Origin of the sequence: Nodosilinea sp. FACHB-131, assembly GCF_014695395.1 — a bacterium.
In the GTDB taxonomy this organism is placed as follows: domain Bacteria; phylum Cyanobacteriota; class Cyanobacteriia; order Phormidesmidales; family Phormidesmidaceae; genus Nodosilinea.
Window position 1 is genome coordinate 229,864 of sequence record NZ_JACJOF010000004.1, and the last position, 16,973, is coordinate 246,836.

Sequence of the window (16,973 nt, forward strand, 5' to 3'; positions counted from 1 at the left end):
ATCCCTCGGGTAGCTATTGCTGCGTTATGCGTCTCATCGCCCTGAAGACCCAACGCACCTCTACACCCCCTGAGGCGTTTCTTGCCAGAGCTGGGTGGTTTGGCGCAGGCTGCGGAAGTCGCCATTGCCAATAATTAAATGGTCGAGCACCGGCACGGCAAGAATCTGCGCCCCCTGAAGGAGCTGACGGGTGAGCGAGAGGTCGTCGGGGGAAGGTTCGAGGTTGCCTGAGGGATGGTTGTGCGCCACAATGCAGCGCACGGCGCCGTGGCGAATTACGGTTTTGAAGATTTCTCTGGGGTGAGCCAAGGTTTCGGTGGCGGTGCCGATAGTAATTACCTTGGTGCCCATCAGCCGGTGGCGCACGTCGAGCAGCACTACGGCGAAGCGCTCCTGGGCTTGCCACATCAATTCGTGGCTGAGCGCGGCGGCGGCAATGGCGGGGTCATCTACGACAGTTTTTTCGGGCGGAATCGCTTGCAGCACCCGTTTCCCCAGCTCAATGGCGGCTAATATGGTGGTGGCTTTAGCCGGGCCAACGCCTGAGATTTGCTCCAGATCGTGGGCCGACACATCCCTTAAAGAGGTGAGCGGATCGCGCTGGTTTTGCCCCATTTCTTGCAGAATGAGCTGGCCTAGCCCCACCGCTGACAGCTTGCCTGGCCCCTGGCCAGTGCCCAGCAGAATGGCCAGTAGCTCTGCGGCCGAGAGGCTTTTAGCCCCGTAAGATAGCAGCCGTTCTCGCGGGCGATCGCTCGACGGCATGTCCAACATGCGGACATGGTAGGTCATGTGGCACCTCTGGTAGCTGGGCCAGGGGCCCATTGCTAGTAAGCCCAAACCGCTTTGGGATAATTCACCTCCGAAACAGACAACAGAGAACTCCCTATGACCACCTCACCTTTTCCCGCCGCCGCTGCGATCGCCGCCATTCGCCAGCGGCTGGGCCAGTTTAGCTGCCTCACCACGCCGCCCACCCTTAGCGATGCCGAAGCCGCCCAGGTGCGGGCTGACCTGAGCGACTTTAACGACTGGTCTGATTACCAAACCTTGGGCATTTGCGCCGATACCTTGGCTGAGGGGCAGCAAGCCCTAGAGTTGTTTTTGAAAGCCCTCGGGGTTACCGTCAGCCTGGACCTGCCTGCCCGTGAGGGAGCGGTTTATCTCAAGTTCAACACCCTTAAAGGCGCGTGGTATTTGGATGACTACAGCGGTCAATCGCGCGGGGTGCTAATCACCTTCCACACCTCTGACCCTGAGGTAACTGAATTGTCGGGCACCTACGGCCCGTTTCCGTTCGACCTGTTCCCAGCGCAGCCCTAGTCGATTGAGGTTGAGAGTGCAGCAAAAAGGCTTCAGGTATGAGTATGTTTCTACCTGAAGCCTTTTTGCTTGCCTGTTCTGCTGGATTAGTGCTGGTCTACCAGCCGCCGCTGCCCCACTCGCGGCTGGTTTCTGGGACGGCAGCAATGGGGATGGCGCGGGGAACATCCTGCATCACCTGCACCTGAATCACCTGGTTGGGCTCTATGACAACGTACTGGGGAGAGGTGCCCACCACGGTTGTCGCCCCGACTAGAGCGCCACCGAGTAGCCCGATGCCGCTAAAGCCAGTCAACAGCAGCAGAGCTAGGGCGCCTAACCCCGTTCCAGCGGCCAGGCGAGGACTGCTAACCTCAGTGTTACCCACCATATATTCGGTGGTGCTGGCAAAATCGACCTGCTGCCCGTTGGGGGCGATCAGCATTTTGCTCACCCAGCGCTGGCCTTCAGGGGTGGGTTCAAATTGACCAATTAGCTGACTGCCCGCCGGGGCGACAATGCCGTTGGTGATGGGGTCGCGAATGTCGTGGGCCAGCAGCAGCACCTGGTTTTGGCTGGAGCTGGTGTTCAGATCGAGGGGCTCATTACCGACGTAGCGCAGCTCTAGCACCGTGCCCGCTGCCACCAGCGTGTCGGGGGAAAGGGGGCGATCGCTAGGAGTGGAGTTAATAGCGCTAGGTAGAGCTGCCTGGTCGCCGTTGCCGGGCAGGGGGCTACCAAACAGAACGGTTTCTCTAGCTGCGGCCAACATCACCGGGCTCGATGGGGGAACTACAGTACCCTGGCTGGTGGTGGTTGGGGCAGTGGGTACGGTTAGAAGATTGGGGTCGGTGCCAGCTAACTCAACGGGAACAGTGGCCACCGGAGGGGGCTCTTGGCTGATCGCGTTGGGCTGAACGGCAATCGCTCCAGCAGGTTGGGTTTCAACCATTGCCGTTTCTGCGGGCAATGCTGGTAGGGCTGGCGGGTCGGCGGCAATGACCGGAGCCGGGTTGCTGGCTTCAACCGCAGGGGTAGTGGTTGGAGCAGCCGTAGCCGCCTCAGCAGGCAGTTCTGGTAGAGCCGGTGGGTCGGCGGCAATGACTGGAGCTAGGTTGCTGACTTCGACAGAAGGGGTAGGGGTTGGAGCAGCTGCGGTCGTCTCTGCGGGCAATTCTGGTAGGGCTGGTGGGTCGGCAGCAATGACCGGAGTCGGGCTGCTGGCTTCGACGGGAGGAGCAGTGGTTGGAGCAGCCGCGATCGCCTCCGATTCAACCGCTTCAGGCTCTACCGCTGGTTGCCCAGGGGTTGGCAGCTCAGGTGGGGTGACCGCAATCGGCACACCGCTGGTCTCGGTATCAATCGCGGGTGCGGCAGGAGATGCCGGAGGACTGGCTGGCTGGATTGCCACTGCTTCGGGCCCAGGGGTAGGAGCTGCGGCAACCGGTGGCTGGGCAGTGGTGACAGCGCCCTCGGCCAGCGACGGTGGCTCAAAGGTCAGCACCGAGCCGGTACTGGTGGGGGGCTGTACGGCGGGCAGTGGGGCGATCGCCGCTTCGGGTGCCGCCCCAGCGGTCGGCGGTTGGGCCGAGGCTGCGCTTGGCCCTTGGGGCGCAGTGGCCACTGGGCCGATCACCGCGTCGAGTTCAGCCAGGCTGGGCACCGATATCTGCTCTCCGGGTTGCCCGAGGTTGAAGGGGTCTACGGGCAGAGTCTCAGGCAGGTTCGTCAGGCTGGCAATATCGCTGGGCAGCATCAAGTTGGCGGCCGATGTGCTCAGCCGTCCGGTACCCGCTTCCGGAAAGCCTAACTGTGGGTCGTTTCCTGGAATCACCGGCAGTTCCACAATCATGGCGACGTTGCCCGGTGCAGGGGCGCTGCTGGGCGCAGACACCGTAGGGGTTTCGCTAGAACCAGCGGCTAAGGCAGTAAGCACCCAGCGGGTTTGATCACCCGCTGCAATTGAGATCAGGCTGACTCCCTCTGCGGCCAGCACAGTGTCGGCGACCAGGTCGAGCACCACCACGGTGGCATCGTTCACCTGACTGAGGCTGATCTGACTGACGGTACCACTGTAGGTTTGCTGGGTGGCTACCGTTCCCAGCTGGGTTTGGGGCAGGGTCACCACAATTTGGGAGGCGTCCGCTGCGACGGCATATTGGGGAGTGATGCCGCTGGGCAGGGTAAAGGTTAACTGCTGGGTCGCTGGGTCAAACTGCCAGGCAGTAAGGGTTTCGGCCTGGGCGGCGGGGCTGATAAGCAGCAGGGTAGACACCATTAGACCAACGCCTGCCCAGCCACCCAGACGGTAGCCGGTACGCGATGCAGCAGAATGGTGGGTTGGGTGTTCCATGGGTTATGTCTCCCTCTGGGGCGGTGTGAGTGTGGAGTGAACGCAGATACCAATGATTTTTTCGGCAAACGCTAGATGTAGCGTCAAACCTAGGTTTACCTAGCCTAAATACAGCGTGAGCCCAAAGCCTAACTAAGGATACGCACAATTTTGAGAATTGCAAGGGGGAGAGGAGAGTTTAAGCAGGTTGAAGATCAAGGTGACGAGGGGATAGAAAGTGAGGGGAACTTGTGGGGGAGCGATCGCGTCGCGCACTACAGGGAATCGCTTTTGGGGTTAAGCCTTGCGGGCTGGTCTGTAGTTCAGCCGCTGGGGCACCCTGAGCAAAGATATACTCACACGCCAAATCGACTTCTGGAGGCAGCACACATGGTTCGTTCTACGACTGGCACGTTCGCTAAAGTACTTATGGGTGGGCTAGCCACCGCCCTACTGACCGGACCGTTTGGGGCTGTGGGCCAAGCCCAAACTCCAGAAAGCACCCCTGAAGGGAATTCCGAAACTACTCCGGCAGAGCCCGCTGAGGCCGATACCGCGCCGCGCTTCACCTGTCAGATGCAGGACGGGCAATACACCGTAATGTATTCCCCTACCAGTCAGCCGGGGCAGTCCTACCCCTGGGCGGTACCCCAAGATATGGGCAGTGCCTGGCCTGCCGAACGACGCTGTGCCACCATTAGCGCCCGCCTAGAGGAGTACCGTCCTGACGGTCTGATGGCTCTTGAAACCTCGGTAGAAAACGGCTACAACACCGTATGCGTGACCACCGAGTCCACCCCCGCCTGCCGCATCGTATTCACCGTGCCCCCGGGGCAAGATGCGACAGCAACCCGCGATCTCGTGTTTGACAACCTGGCCATCGCCGACCGAGGCGACCAAACTGACGCGGTGACCACCTTTGCGGGCGGCAATAGCGATGTGCTGGGCCAAATTGGCAATATTTTGGGTCTGCCCAGTTCCACCAGCAGCTCGCGCAGCAGCGGCATCAACCTCAAGCCCTTTCTCGACCCCACCGATGGCGGCACCGGTGCTCGCCTGAGCGGCGGCAGCCCCAACGGTCGGTCCCTCAACCCTGATGCGTTTCGCTAGAAGCGCTAGGCTGATCTAGTCCACCATGTGTTGAGCAAAGAGATAGCTCAAAAATAAAATTTGCAGAGCGGTAAACAAGCTGGCGGCAAACCCTGCCCAGTAGACGCTGGTGTAGAGTTGCCCCCACCGCTGCAATGCCGGCGCTGGCCCAGAGTCCTGGGCCAGCGCTGTTTTTATCCGCTGCCAAAACCAAATCATGCCGGTAAAGTGAACTGTCAGCAGGGTTGGCAGCGTTATTGCCGCAGCCAGCTTAATGGGGCCAATGGACTTGTGGGAATAGGCTGACGAACTGAGGGCTAGCATGTAGCCGGTAAACCCCAACGCCAGAAAAAGCACGGCGGCGATCGCAATCCACCTCGCCCAGTGACCGGGTCGCTCCGGTGCTTGGCTCCACTGCCTCAGTACCCAAGTCAAACTCATTGCCAGCAGCGCCGCTAGGGCCAAACTAGTCCACAACCACAGGGTCTCAGGCACCCACTGCAGCCAGGGCACCAGCGTACCGGCATTACCGCTATTCACCTCAAAGCTGGGGTCTCGTCGGGGCGACACCTGGTGAATCAACCCTGCCAGCCCCGCCGAGATCAGCACCAATCCCCCAAAGCTCACCAGAGAAAGCCGCTGAACGCGTTGTCCCATGGCTGTTGGCTCCCAAAGCTCGTTAAAAATTGCTATGGGTTAAGACGGCGGATTGGGGCAATGGTTGCCGCGGTTCCTACAGAAGGCTGCACCAACGCCCTGCAACGCTAAGGCTATCGAAATGACCCCGCTGATGGCCATCGCGTCCGGGCCTGTGGGCAAGGGGCAAGGCTTCGTGGTAATCAGAAGGCAGTAACGGCGTGGTTCTATGTTTATCCCTCCCGGTTTTATCCAGCGATCGGTGGCCCTGAGCTTGGGCACCGTAGCCTACATCGAAGCTGACCCTGGCTTCTGGCCTAAGGCCCCGGTCTCAGCCGTGCCGCTGTTATTTGTCCACGGCTTTGGCGGTGGGTCGTCGAGCTATGAGTGGTCCAAGGTATATCCAGCCTTCGCCGCCGAACACCCGGTGCTGGCCCCCGATCTGATCGGCTGGGGTAGCTCCGACCATCCCGATCGCCCCTTGACCACCGCCAACTACCTGAGCCTGCTAAGCGAATTGATCGACCTCTGCCCGGCTCCACCCGTGGTGGTGTCCTCATCCCTCAGCGGGGCCATGCTGGTGCGGGTTGCCATTGACCACCCCGATCGCCTGCGAGGACTATTTTTGGTGACCCCAGTGGGGCTGGCCGACTTTGGCCAAGACCCCAGCCGCTCACCGATCAACCAGCTCGTGAAGCTGCCGGTGATTGATCAGGTGCTCTATCGAGGGGCGATCGCCACCGCCGAGGGCATTAAGCTGTTCTTGACCCAGCGCCAGTTTGCCGACGCTAGCAAAATTTCTGACGACATGGTAGCGGCCTACCTGAAGTCGGCCCAACAGCCCAATGCCGATGTCGCTGCTCTCGCCTTTGTGCGAGGTGACCTGAGCTTTGATCTGGCCACCTACCTGCCCCAGCTCACCATTCCCACCGCCCTGCTCTGGGGGGAAGTAGCCCAGCTCACTGACGTGTCGATTGGTCGCCGGTTCGCAGCCCTTAACTCCGCTGCCATCCGCCACTTTGAGGTGCTGCCGGGGGTAGGGCTGACCCCTCAGCTGGAGCAGCCTGGAGTCACTATTGGGCTAATTCAGCAATTTTTGACCGATTTGGCCCAGTAGAGCTACTCCAACCTCTTGAAGCCAACCCCAGTGAGAACCTTACCCTCAGTGTCAATAAAGCCCCAGCGGTTGTCGATTTGCACCCGTGCTCGCCCTTCCGAAAACCGCCCGGCATTGGTGTACTGGGGTTCTACGATCCAGGCTCCCTTAGGGTCAATATAGCCATAGAGCCCATCTTTCTGAACGGCAGCCAGTCCCTCGGAAAAATCGGCGGCGTAGGCGAAGCTGGGAGCAATGGCGACTTGGCCGGTGCGGTCGATGTAGCCCCACTGACCCTCGCTCAGCACGGCCGCCAGCCCCTCCGAAAAGTCAGAAGCAAAGGGTAGAGTCGCCTCCACCACCATGGCCCCAGTGGCATCAATAAAGCCAAAGTTGCGGCCCTGGCGCACCCGGGCCAGGCCGTCAGAAAAGCTAAAGGCCCCATCGTAGCTGGGGGCGATCGCCATCGTGCCGCTGGGGTCAATGTAGCCGTAGAGCCGATCTACCCGCGCCACCGCCAGTGATTCAGAAAAGCTCCAGGCATCCTTTAGCTCCAGGGGAATGGCGGTGTGGCCTTCGGGGTCGACGTAGCCGTAGGTTTCCCCCAGCTTCACCAGGGCGCGATCGCCCACAAACTGTTCCGCCAGGTCGAACTGGGGCTCAATCACCCACTCACCCTGGCGATTGATATAGCCATACTTGGTGCCCCCCTGCACCGCCGCCAGCCCTTCAGAAAACGACTTGGCCTTGCGAAACTGCACCGGTATGGCCCACTGACCCTGGCGATCGAGGTAGCCAAAGTAGGCTCCAGCTTGGGCGACCGCCAACCCTTCGGCGTAGTCGGCGGCCATAGTGATGTTGTCGTCAGTAACCCTGATGGTCAGGTTGCCCTCGCGATCGATATAGCCCAGGCTGGTTTTGAGGCGCACCAGGGCGACCCCTTCGGCAAAGTCTGAGACGGTATCGAACAGCAGGGGGCTAGTCATCGCGCTGGCCAGAGCAATGGGTTGAGGGTTTATGAACTCTAGCATTACGGTGGTTTGCTGCGGCATGCCGCCAAAGGCAGCGGGGAGCGGCTCACAGGCCACCAGGGTCGGCAGCACCAAGGCTACTCCGCCCCAGCCCCACGTCCACTGTCGTCTGTGCGATCGCGCCATAGAAATCTCCCTGGCCTTGCCTAGGCCTGCGATGGCAACTTCCCTGGCCCCCTACCCCTGTAACCATGACGAATTTTTTCCCGGCTGTGGGGAGAAAATCAAAAAATCTAGGCTCAGTACCCAGTAGAGAGCAAGCGCAGGCGACGCCCTTTAGCCTCCCGCCTCGCCCAGGTTTAAGGACAGCTGCGGGTAGAGCTCGCGGTAGAGGGTTTCTAGGTCGCCTCGGCGATACATGTGGCGGTTGCCGCGCCGTGAGGTGCGGCGTTCACAGCCTCGGGCGTCGAGCTGCTGCTGTAGCTCGACCCGGGTGCAGTCAAACACCTTGACAGCATCCCGCAGGGGCACCCACTGCTCAGCAAACTGCTGCCGCAGGGCATCGTCAGAGGTGTTGGCCAAGCGCTCTAGCAGCAGGTTGGCCAGCAGCCAGCAGGCCTTGGTATCGGCTAGGGCGCGGTGCGATCGCCCCACATCAAAGCCAAAGTGTCGTACCAGCTGCGGCAGACTGCGGGAGGGCAGATCGGCCAGCAGCAGCCGAGACAAAATTACGGTGCAAAACTGCTGGGCCTCAGGGCGCTTAAACCCCTGACCTAGCCGCTGGTACTCCGCTTGAATAAAGCTGTAGTCAAAGGCCAGGTTGTGGCCGGTGAGTACCCCCTGGTCGAGGGGCGATCGCAGCGCCTGCCACACTACATCGGCAGCGGTGCCCTGCTCGACCATGGCGGTGGTGATGCCCGTCAGCCGGGTAATGGTGTACGGTACGCGCACGTTGGCATTGACTACAAAGGACGCCTCGTGGGTAATTCCCTGGTCTAGCGAACCCTGTACCACCGCAATCTCAATCACCCTGGCCTCGTCTGGGCGGGACCCAGTTGTTTCAACATCGACAACCGTCAGCAGCCCCTGAGACAGCTGGCGGTAGTAGGCCAACAACTGGTCTGTCAAGAGCGCAGATTGAGCAATGCCACCCACCGACACAGGAACCATAGGGCAATGACTACGGGGAACCCTCCTAAGGTGCCATATTTTGTCCGATGCCACCGCCCAAACTCCAAAAACTTACCCAGGCAACCTAATAGCTACCGGGCTAAGTTAATGGATCGAGCATATTCCGGTGAAACTATCCAACCTTGCGAGACGCGGTCTCATCCACAGCTGGCTTGCGCCAGAGCCGGGCAAAGCGCTCCTTGATCACGAGCCACAGGAAGGGAAAATCGTCGACTAGGTAACGCTTCCACAGCCGCCCAGGCTCGGTGCTCAGGCGGTAGAGCCACTCCAGGCCCAGCTTGCTCAACAATTCTGGGGACCGGGGCTTGTTGCCCGCTTCGAAGTCGATGGCGGCCCCTACGGCCAGGAAAATATCAATATTGGGCAGCTGATCGCGGTACTTGGCAATCCACTTTTCCTGCTTGGGTGCGCCAACACCCACGACCAGCACGTTGGCGGGCGACTGACGAATCATGTCTAGAATGCGATCGCACTCGGCCTCGTTCTTTTCAAAGCCAAAAGACGGCGAATGGGCCTGCACAATAATTTGCCGACCAATGCGAGCGTTGATGCGCTCCATCGCCTGAGCTGCAATGCCGTCAGCTCCCCCCATCAAAAAGATTTTAATGGCTTCATTATTTCGGTGGTGCTCACAGAACATTGGGAATAGATCCGACCCCGAGATCTTGGCCTTGAGAGGCGTACCCAAAAATTTAGAAGCAAACATGAGCACCTGGCTATCGCAGACGCGATAGTCGGCCTTGCTGTAGGCCTTGACAAAGTCCATATCCTTTTGGAGCTTCATCAGGTGATCGACGTTGGGGGTAAACACCACGCCCTTCTTCAGCTGGCTCAAAAAGTCATTGACCGAAATGTTGTCGATCGGAATACTGAGAATTTCGACCTGGGTCTGAATGCGCTCATACTGCTGTTTGCGCAGCTCTCGAGCGGTGGATTCTAGGGCTGCTTTACGAAACTGCCGATACAGCTGCTTGACGTTTTCTGCGGGCACCGGCTCACCAGCCTGAACCGCCGCTAGGGAAGCACCCGCCGGGTCAATCGATGACAAATTGCTGGGCTCTAAACCCTGCTCTACAACTGGGTTGATAACGACTTCGTTGACAACAGCTGCATCAATAGCTGATGTAACAGCTTGTCCAGTAGACTGTGACTCCATAGGATTATCCAACTTCAAGAACCAGAGAGATACCGATCAACTAAAGCGCTTAGGTAACTGTTTGCCCTACGCCAAACAATCCCCATCGCTTGCTCAACCCTCGATGGCCCGTTGGGCAAATGCACCGCTGCTACAAACTAGCTTAGTGTTATAGAAATAACTAGTCATCTCAGTATAATCACGGTATTTTATCGGGGTGCTTGCTGGTTGGGTGGTGGGAAGGGGTGGCCCACCTCAACCCAGTGCGCAGATCTTCGCTTATTGTCTCAGGAGACTCACTCAGTCTAGGGCAGGGTGCGAGAAAGCACGGACAGCATCGACACAGTTCATAAAAGCTGAATACCTCTGTGAAGCTGACTTTGACTTCATGGCGATCGCAGGATGCAGGAACCTGAGGTGATAGCGGCTCAGGCTGCTGTTCCCGCTATCCTTTAGAATTGCAGCAGTCTGACTAATGCTTTGGTGGTTCTGTACGGCCTTTCACCGAGTACGGATTAACTCCAGGGCGCTTGAAAACTGCCGTTACCTAATGCCCATGACCTCCCCTCCTCGCGATGTTCAGCTTTACGCTATGGCCGCAGGCACTACCGTACTGCGCTGCCGCAGTTGGAACCGCCTTCGGTTTGAGATTGAGTACGGGTTAGAGCGTGGCACTACGGCAAACAGCTATCTAATTCAGGCCGATCGCATCGCCCTCATTGACCCCCCTGGTGAATCGTTTAGCGACATATTTTTGGCTGCCCTAGAGGGCCACATCGACCTCTCTCAGCTGAATTACATTGTTTTGGGGCACATCAACCCCAACCGGGTTGAGACTTTAAAGATTCTGCTGAAGCGGTTGCCAGAAGTCACCGTGGTGTGCTCTAACCCTGCCGCCCTGGCCCTCAATGACCTGCTGCCCGAGGCCTCGTCTCGCCTTCGGGTAATTCGCAGCGGTGACGATCGCCTCGATTTAGGCCAGGGCCATCACCTTCAATTTGAGCTGATTCCTACCCCGCGCTACCCTGGCGGGCTGGCTACCTTTGACCCTTACTCCCAGGTGCTATATTCTGACAAGTTCTTTGGGGCTCACCGCTGTGACGATGCGGTCTTTGACCTCAGCTGGCAAGACCTGCTCGAAGACCGCCGCTACTACTTCGACTGTCTGTTTGCCGCCAGTGCTCGCCAGGTGCTAGCTGCCCTGGGGCGTGTGGCCACGCTGCCCTTTCAGACCTTGGCCCCTGGTCACGGGCCGGTGGTGCGCTACAGCCCCCGAGAACTGGTGCAGAGCTACCGCGACTGGGGCCAAGCCCAGACCAGCCAAGACCTGTCGGTGGCGCTGATCTATGCTTCGGCCTACGGCAATACGGCCACCATTGCCCAGGCGCTAGCCCGAGGCATCACCAAGGCTGGGGTGTCAGTGGAGTCAATTAATGCTGAGCAGGCCAGCCCTGATGAAATCAAAACAGCTGTGGAAGGCTCGGCTGGGTTTTTAATGGGGTCGCCTACCCTGGGCGGACATACCCCTACCCCCATGCAGACGGCCCTGGGTATTGTGCTGTCGACCGCTTCTAAAACCCAGCCCGCCGGGGTGTTTGGCTCCTTTGGCTGGAGCGGGGAAGCCATCGATCTGCTGGAGAGCAAGCTGAAGGACGGCGGCTATAGCCTGGCCTTTGAGCCCATCCGCGTTAAGTTTAAGCCCACCGATGTCACGCTCAAATATTGCGAAGAGGTGGGTACTGACTTCGCCCAGGGGCTTAAAAAAGCCACGCGGGCAAAGCAGCCTCGCACCCCGGCCTCAGCGGTGGAACAGGCCGTGGGCCGAATTGTGGGGTCACTGTGCATCGTCACCGCCCGCCACGGGGAGGTGTCGAGCGCCATGCTGGCCTCCTGGGTGTCCCAGGCTTCCTTTGCGCCGCCGGGCTTTACGGTGGCGGTGGCCAAAGATCGAGCGATCGAGTCGCTGCTGTACCCCAGCTACGCGTTTGTGCTGAATATTTTGGCCGAGGGGCGGCATCTGGGGCCGATGAAGCATTTTCTCAAACCCTTTGCCCCTGGCGAGGATCGCTTCGCCGAAATTGAGACTGAGGTGGCCGAAAATGGTGCGCCGATATTGACCGAGGCGATCGCCTACCTAGAGTGCACCGTCGAGCAGCGCATGGAGTGCGGCGATCACTGGCTGGTATACGCCACGGTGCAGGCGGGCCGGGTATTGGATGGCAACGGTAAAACCGCCATTCACCACCGCAAGACCGGCACCCACTATTAAGCTGCGTGAACGACTGGCCCCGAAGTGGTTACGCCATAACCGAATATGCTACCAGTAGGGATACTGCCCAAGGGGCTGAGCGGCTTAACTGGAGACTGTTTCAGCTTGCCATGAAACCTAGAGCGTAGGTTCAGCGGGCGGGGCAAATTGGGTCAGGGTGCCGGTGGTTTGGGTTCAGTGAGCCCAGGCAACCGGGGCGGTTGGGCATCCTATAGCCAACACCGCCAACCGTGACATAGGTTAACCGCTCACACAGTAAACCGCTTTAAAATCCCAAGGTTTATGCCCGTTGTTTCTCACTGCTCCGATCGCGACCAGACGTTGCAGTCGGCCTACCGGTTTTTAGATCGTCGGCTGGGTCAGGCGCGGCAGGTTCATCAGCCCCAGCTGGTGAACCTGAGTTTTGATATTCCTCCGGTTGACCCGCTGGTGGTGTTGGCCCGGCTGGCTCCTAGCAGCGATCGCCACCTGTACCTTGAAACCCCCGCCGCCCAGCGATCGGTGGTAGGATTTGGGGCCGCGCTGGTTTACGAAACTGCGGGCGCGCGCCGGTTTGCCCAAGCCCGCCGATTTATTGAGCAGTGGCGCAGCAAAACCCACCGCTACAGCGAAGCAGGGCCAGCTGCGGCCCTCAGTGGGGCCGATGGACCCCGATTTTTTTGCGCATTCACCTTCTTTGCCGACTCCCAAGATGGCGAGACGGCCTTTCCGGCGGCGACGGTGGTGTTACCTCAGTGGCAGCTAGTGCGCCAGGGGGGGCAGGGCGTCCTAACGCTGAATTACCTAGTGACGGCAACCTCCGACGTAGACACCATCATTGACGACCTGGCTAACCAGCTGCGCGCAGTAGAGCGCCTGGGCACGGCTCCCTGGCGCGATCCGCTGCATCCGGCTCGGCTGCCGGTACAGCCTGTGCCCGAGGCTGGCCAACAGTTCAGGACAGCTGTGGATCGTGCCCTGGGCTATATGACCCAGCATCCGGTGCAAAAAATTGTGCTAGCTCACGCCCTAGACTGGGTCAGCACTGAACCGATCCAGCCTCTAGCGGCCCTAGGGCGTCTGCGGCAGCGCTACCCAGACTGCCACGTGTTTTCGGTGGGCCGGGGCAACGGTAAGACGTTTATGGGGGCCAGTCCAGAACGGCTGCTCAGCCTCACCCAGGGCCAGCTGATCACCGATGCCTTAGCTGGGTCGGCACCTCGGGGGTCGGCACCATTCCAGGATGACTATCTCGCCCAGGGGCTGTTGCACAACCCCAAAGAACGGGGAGAGCACCGGCTGGTGGTGGAGTTTTTGGCCCGGCAACTGCGGAGCGTAGGGCTATGGCCCCAGTACCAACCTCGGCCTAAGGTACGGCGGCTGTCCAACATTCAGCATTTGCATACGCCGATGCGTGCCCGCGTGCCCCGCCATATTCACCCGCTGCATATTGTGGAGGCCTTGCACCCAACTCCCGCGGTGGCCGGGGTGCCAACCCGCGAAGCCTGCGACCAGATTCTGCGCTTTGAGGATTTTGATCGAGGGCTCTACGCGGCTCCCTTGGGATGGGTGGGGGCGAATGGCGACAGCGAGTTTATTGTGGGCATTCGCTCGGCTTTAGTGGCGGATACTTGGGTGCGGCTGTACGCCGGGGCTGGTATTGTGGCAGGGTCTAACCCCGATCGCGAGTGGGCAGAAATTAAGCTCAAGCTGCGCGCCCTGGGCGAGTCGCTGGTGTAGGCCCCTGCTGTTGATCCATGACCTTTGACTTTCGCAACACTAACGCCCTCTGGGCCTCGGTGCTGGTGGCCACACTGGCTCGGCTGGGGCTCAAAACCGCTGTAATCTCGCCTGGTTCACGCTCTACGCCGCTGACTGTGGCTCTGGTCAGCCATCCTGAGATTGAGGCGGTGCCGGTGCTCGATGAGCGATCGGCGGCATTTTTCGCCCTGGGCCTGGCTCGGCGGACCGGGCAGCCGGTGGTTTTGGTCTGCACCTCCGGCACCGCCGGGGCCAACTACTACCCCGCTGTTATCGAGGCGCGAGAAAGCCGCATTCCTCTGCTGGTGCTGACGGCCGATCGCCCTCCCGAGCTGCGCGATTGTGCCTCGGGCCAAACCATTGATCAGCAAAGGCTGTTTGGCACGTTCCCGAATTGGTATGCGGAGCTAGCGGTGCCCGTGGCAGAGCTGGGTATGCTGCGCTATCTGCGACAGATCTTAGGACAGGCCTGGGGGCAATCGCTTTATCCAGTGGCGGGGCCGGTGCACCTCAACTGTCCCTTCCGCGACCCCTTAGCCCCCATTGCCGATGGTTCGGTAACGCACTTAAAAGACGAACTCAGCGACGACTTTCTAGCGGCGGTTGGAGTGCCGGCGCCTGAGGAGTTCTCGACGCTAGGGATAGATTTGCCCTGGCTGGAGACCTGGCGGAAATGCGATCGCGGCTTAATCATCGCTGGCCCAGCCCAGCCCGTCGATCCGTTGGGCTACTGCAAGGCCGTTGCAGCTCTAGCCGACCACCTGGGCTGGCCAGTACTGGCCGAGGGGCTATCGCCGCTGCGCAATGCTGCTGGGTTGAATGCTTCTCTGGTCACCACCTATGACATCGCATTGAGACAACCCACCTGGGCAAAAGATCTGGTGCCTGAGCAGGTGATCCAGCTCGGCCCGCTGCCCACCAGCAAACGACTGCGCCAGTGGCTACAGACAGCCCAGCCTCGCCGCTGGGTCGTTGACCCTGGAAGCGCCAACCTCGACCCTCTCCACGGTCCGGTGACGCCCTTGTCCCTCAGCGTTACCGCCCTGACCCAGGTTTTGCCTCCAGTTTTAGAAGCGCGTCTGCCTGGTTGCTACCACGATCAATGGCTAGTGTTAGAGGCGAGACTGCGCCAACAGCTCGATCGCGCCTTGGCAGATCTGGATCAACTCTTTGAAGGCAAAATACCCTGGCTGCTGGCCCGCTCTTTGCCGAAGGAAACTGCGGTAGTGATCGCTAACAGTATGTCAATCCGCGATGTGGAATGGTTTTGGCCGCCGGGCGATCGCGCCCTGCGCCCCTACTGCAACCGGGGGGCTAACGGTATCGACGGCACACTATCGACGGCCCTAGGCATCGCCCACGGTGGCCCGCCTGCGGTGCTGCTGACGGGCGATCTGGCCCTGCTGCACGACACTAACGGCTGGCTCAGCGTGCCGCGCCTGCGGGGTCATCTCACCGTGGTAGTCGTGAATAACCGGGGGGGCGGTATCTTTGATCAACTGCCCGTTGCCACCCTGCCCACCCCTGGCGAACGCTGGTTTGAAGACTTCTTTACCACGCCCCAAACCGTCGATCTCAACCGCCTCTGCGCCGCCTACGGGGTAAACTACGAGCGAGTTGAAACCTGGAGCCAGCTCACGGCCAGCGTCAGCAGTTTACCTACCACCGGAGTGAGGTTGCTGGAGGTACGGTGCGATCGCACCCAATCCCACAATCTTCGCCAGCAGCTCCTCACTCCCCCAGAGGCTCTATCAAACCTTTTGACCCAGAACCCTTAGGCTACAAACCCGACTTACTTGCCCTGACTCCCCTTCGCCTGGGGTAGCCAAAACGTAAACTCACTGCCCTGGCCCAAGGTGCTTTTAACCTCAATTTTGCCCCCTTGCACCTCGACCAAGCGGCGGCAGATGGTGAGACCTAGACCTGTACCCCCAGAATTGCGGTTGCGGGAGCGATCGGCCCGCCAAAATCGCTCAAATACGTAGGGTAAGTCTTCCTCAGCAATCCCAATGCCGGTGTCAGTCACGCTGACATAGACCCGGCCGCTCTGGAACCACGCATTGACTGTAACCGCGCCCTTCTCGGTGTAACGCAGGGCGTTACCCAGCAGATTGATCACAATTTGCTCAATGCGGCTGGGGTCGGCGTGCACCAATGGCAAATCGGACGGACACTGCAATGTAATCGTGACGCGATCGGTGTTGGCAAGCTGGTCAGCGAAAGGACGCACCAGCGCGGTCAGCAGTGGGCACAGCGCCACCGTCTGGGCTTGAATGGGGAGATAGCCTGCCTCCAGCTTAGACAGCTCTTGCAGGTCATTGACCAGGCGCTGAAGGCGCGTTGTTTCCCCCGCTAGCCGTTGATAAAGTTCGGGTTCTGGGGCAACGGTGCCATCGGCCAGCCCCTCAAGATAGCCGTGGATAATGGTCAGCGGGGTGCGCAGTTCGTGGGTGAGGTCGCCAATCAGCTCGCGGCGGTGCTCTTCCACACCCTCCAGGTCTGCCGCCATGCGGTTAAAACTGCTGGCCAATCGCTGAATTTCTAAAATTTCTGAAGGCGGCACGCGAGCGTTCAATCGGCCAGCGGCAAACGATCGCGTCACCTCCGTCATCTGGTCGAGCGGGCGAATAATGCGTCGCGACACCAAGTAGCTCAGTCCCCCTGCGGTGCCCCCACCCACCAAAATCGCCCACAGCATGCCTCGGCTCCAGGCGGCCTCAAACCCCTTGACTAGCTGGGTACGGCGCTGCACGCTCAGCACCCCATTCTCATAGCGCTCCAGGGAGATCACAAAGAGACGGGGGGTATAAAGCCTGCCAAAGATGGCCAGGGCCAAAATGCCAATTCCCATCACTGCCAGATGAGAGATGAAGAGACGACTACGGAGGCTAATCTTGGCCATAGTACAGGGCAACCTTTGTTTAGCCCAGAGAGGAAACTCAGAACCCTAGGCTAGACAAAACTAGGCCGGAGTGTTTTGTAGGTCAGGCTTTTCTTCGGGTAGAATAGCGCCTTCTACAGGGCACACCTGGAGGCAAATCCCGCAGTCAATGCAGGTTGAAAAGTCAATCCAGTACCAATCGGTGCCCTTGGTATTTTTGCCGGGGCCCTCGTGGATGCAGGCGACTGGGCAGGCGTCAACGCAGTCGGCGACGCCCTCACAAACGTTAGTCACAATGGTATGAGCCACAATCTCTCCTCACGGGCACGAA

General features: G+C 59.7%; 14 protein-coding genes. 6 read left to right on the forward strand and 8 right to left on the reverse strand.

Going from position 1 to position 16,973, the window contains the following annotated elements; genetic code table 11:
• Positions 1–60: 60 nt before the first annotated feature.
• Positions 61–792, reverse strand: a complete 732-nt coding sequence (gene radC / locus H6F75_RS01870; protein WP_190748655.1) for a DNA repair protein RadC — start codon at positions 790–792, stop codon at positions 61–63.
• 96 nt (positions 793–888) lie between these two features.
• Here radC and H6F75_RS01875 point away from each other — a divergent pair, with 96 nt between their 5' ends.
• On the forward strand, positions 889–1,323 hold the full coding sequence (locus H6F75_RS01875; protein ID WP_190748657.1) for a DUF1824 family protein: 435 nt from the start codon (positions 889–891) through the stop codon (positions 1,321–1,323).
• A 97-nt stretch (positions 1,324–1,420) separates the two neighbouring features.
• Here the strand turns inward: H6F75_RS01875 and H6F75_RS01880 are convergent, their stop codons facing one another.
• Entirely contained in the window at positions 1,421–3,655 is a 2,235-nt protein-coding gene (locus tag H6F75_RS01880) for an AMIN domain-containing protein (RefSeq protein WP_190748659.1), read from the reverse strand.
• A gap of 369 nt (positions 3,656–4,024) precedes the next feature.
• On the opposite strand from H6F75_RS01880, the gene H6F75_RS01885 reads away from it, so the two are divergent.
• Positions 4,025–4,744 (forward strand): COP23 domain-containing protein, encoded by a 720-nt coding sequence (locus H6F75_RS01885; protein ID WP_242019582.1) that lies wholly within the window; start codon positions 4,025–4,027, stop codon positions 4,742–4,744.
• 15 nt (positions 4,745–4,759) lie between these two features.
• On the opposite strand, the gene H6F75_RS01890 is transcribed toward H6F75_RS01885, so the two are convergent.
• Entirely contained in the window at positions 4,760–5,380 is a 621-nt protein-coding gene (locus H6F75_RS01890; protein WP_190748661.1) for a hypothetical protein, read from the reverse strand.
• Positions 5,381–5,588: 208 nt separating this feature from the next.
• Here H6F75_RS01890 and H6F75_RS01895 point away from each other — a divergent pair, with 208 nt between their 5' ends.
• Entirely contained in the window at positions 5,589–6,476 is an 888-nt protein-coding gene (locus H6F75_RS01895) for an alpha/beta fold hydrolase (RefSeq protein WP_190748663.1), read from the forward strand.
• Positions 6,477–6,478: 2 nt separating this feature from the next.
• Here the strand turns inward: H6F75_RS01895 and H6F75_RS01900 are convergent, their stop codons facing one another.
• The 3 genes from H6F75_RS01900 to H6F75_RS01910 all read right to left on the reverse strand — a co-directional run bounded on the left by H6F75_RS01900 (position 6,479) and on the right by H6F75_RS01910 (position 9,773).
• Entirely contained in the window at positions 6,479–7,612 is a 1,134-nt protein-coding gene (locus tag H6F75_RS01900) for a WG repeat-containing protein (protein WP_190748665.1), read from the reverse strand.
• A gap of 150 nt (positions 7,613–7,762) precedes the next feature.
• Positions 7,763–8,596, reverse strand: a complete 834-nt coding sequence (locus H6F75_RS01905) for a 3'-5' exonuclease (protein WP_190748667.1) — start codon at positions 8,594–8,596, stop codon at positions 7,763–7,765.
• Between the two features lie 133 nt (positions 8,597–8,729).
• Positions 8,730–9,773 (reverse strand): WecB/TagA/CpsF family glycosyltransferase, encoded by a 1,044-nt coding sequence (locus tag H6F75_RS01910; RefSeq protein ID WP_199303700.1) that lies wholly within the window; start codon positions 9,771–9,773, stop codon positions 8,730–8,732.
• 535 nt (positions 9,774–10,308) lie between these two features.
• On the opposite strand from H6F75_RS01910, the gene H6F75_RS01915 reads away from it, so the two are divergent.
• The 3 genes from H6F75_RS01915 (at position 10,309) to menD (ending at position 15,539) form a co-directional block, all read left to right on the forward strand.
• Positions 10,309–12,021, forward strand: coding sequence for a diflavin flavoprotein (locus H6F75_RS01915; RefSeq protein WP_190748668.1), 1,713 nt, complete (start codon positions 10,309–10,311; stop codon positions 12,019–12,021).
• Between the two features lie 282 nt (positions 12,022–12,303).
• Positions 12,304–13,740 carry an isochorismate synthase gene (locus tag H6F75_RS01920; RefSeq protein ID WP_190748670.1) on the forward strand — a complete coding sequence of 479 codons (1,437 nt, stop codon included), beginning with the start codon at positions 12,304–12,306 and terminating at the stop codon, positions 13,738–13,740.
• A 17-nt stretch (positions 13,741–13,757) separates the two neighbouring features.
• Positions 13,758–15,539, forward strand: a complete 1,782-nt coding sequence (menD, locus tag H6F75_RS01925; protein WP_190748672.1) for a 2-succinyl-5-enolpyruvyl-6-hydroxy-3-cyclohexene-1-carboxylic-acid synthase — start codon at positions 13,758–13,760, stop codon at positions 15,537–15,539.
• 14 nt (positions 15,540–15,553) lie between these two features.
• Here the strand turns inward: menD and H6F75_RS01930 are convergent, their stop codons facing one another.
• A complete protein-coding gene (locus H6F75_RS01930; protein WP_190748674.1) occupies positions 15,554–16,663 on the reverse strand; it encodes an ATP-binding protein in 1,110 nt (369 codons plus the stop codon).
• A gap of 60 nt (positions 16,664–16,723) precedes the next feature.
• Positions 16,724–16,951 (reverse strand): ferredoxin family protein, encoded by a 228-nt coding sequence (locus tag H6F75_RS01935; protein ID WP_073610099.1) that lies wholly within the window; start codon positions 16,949–16,951, stop codon positions 16,724–16,726.
• Positions 16,952–16,973 lie beyond the last annotated feature (22 nt).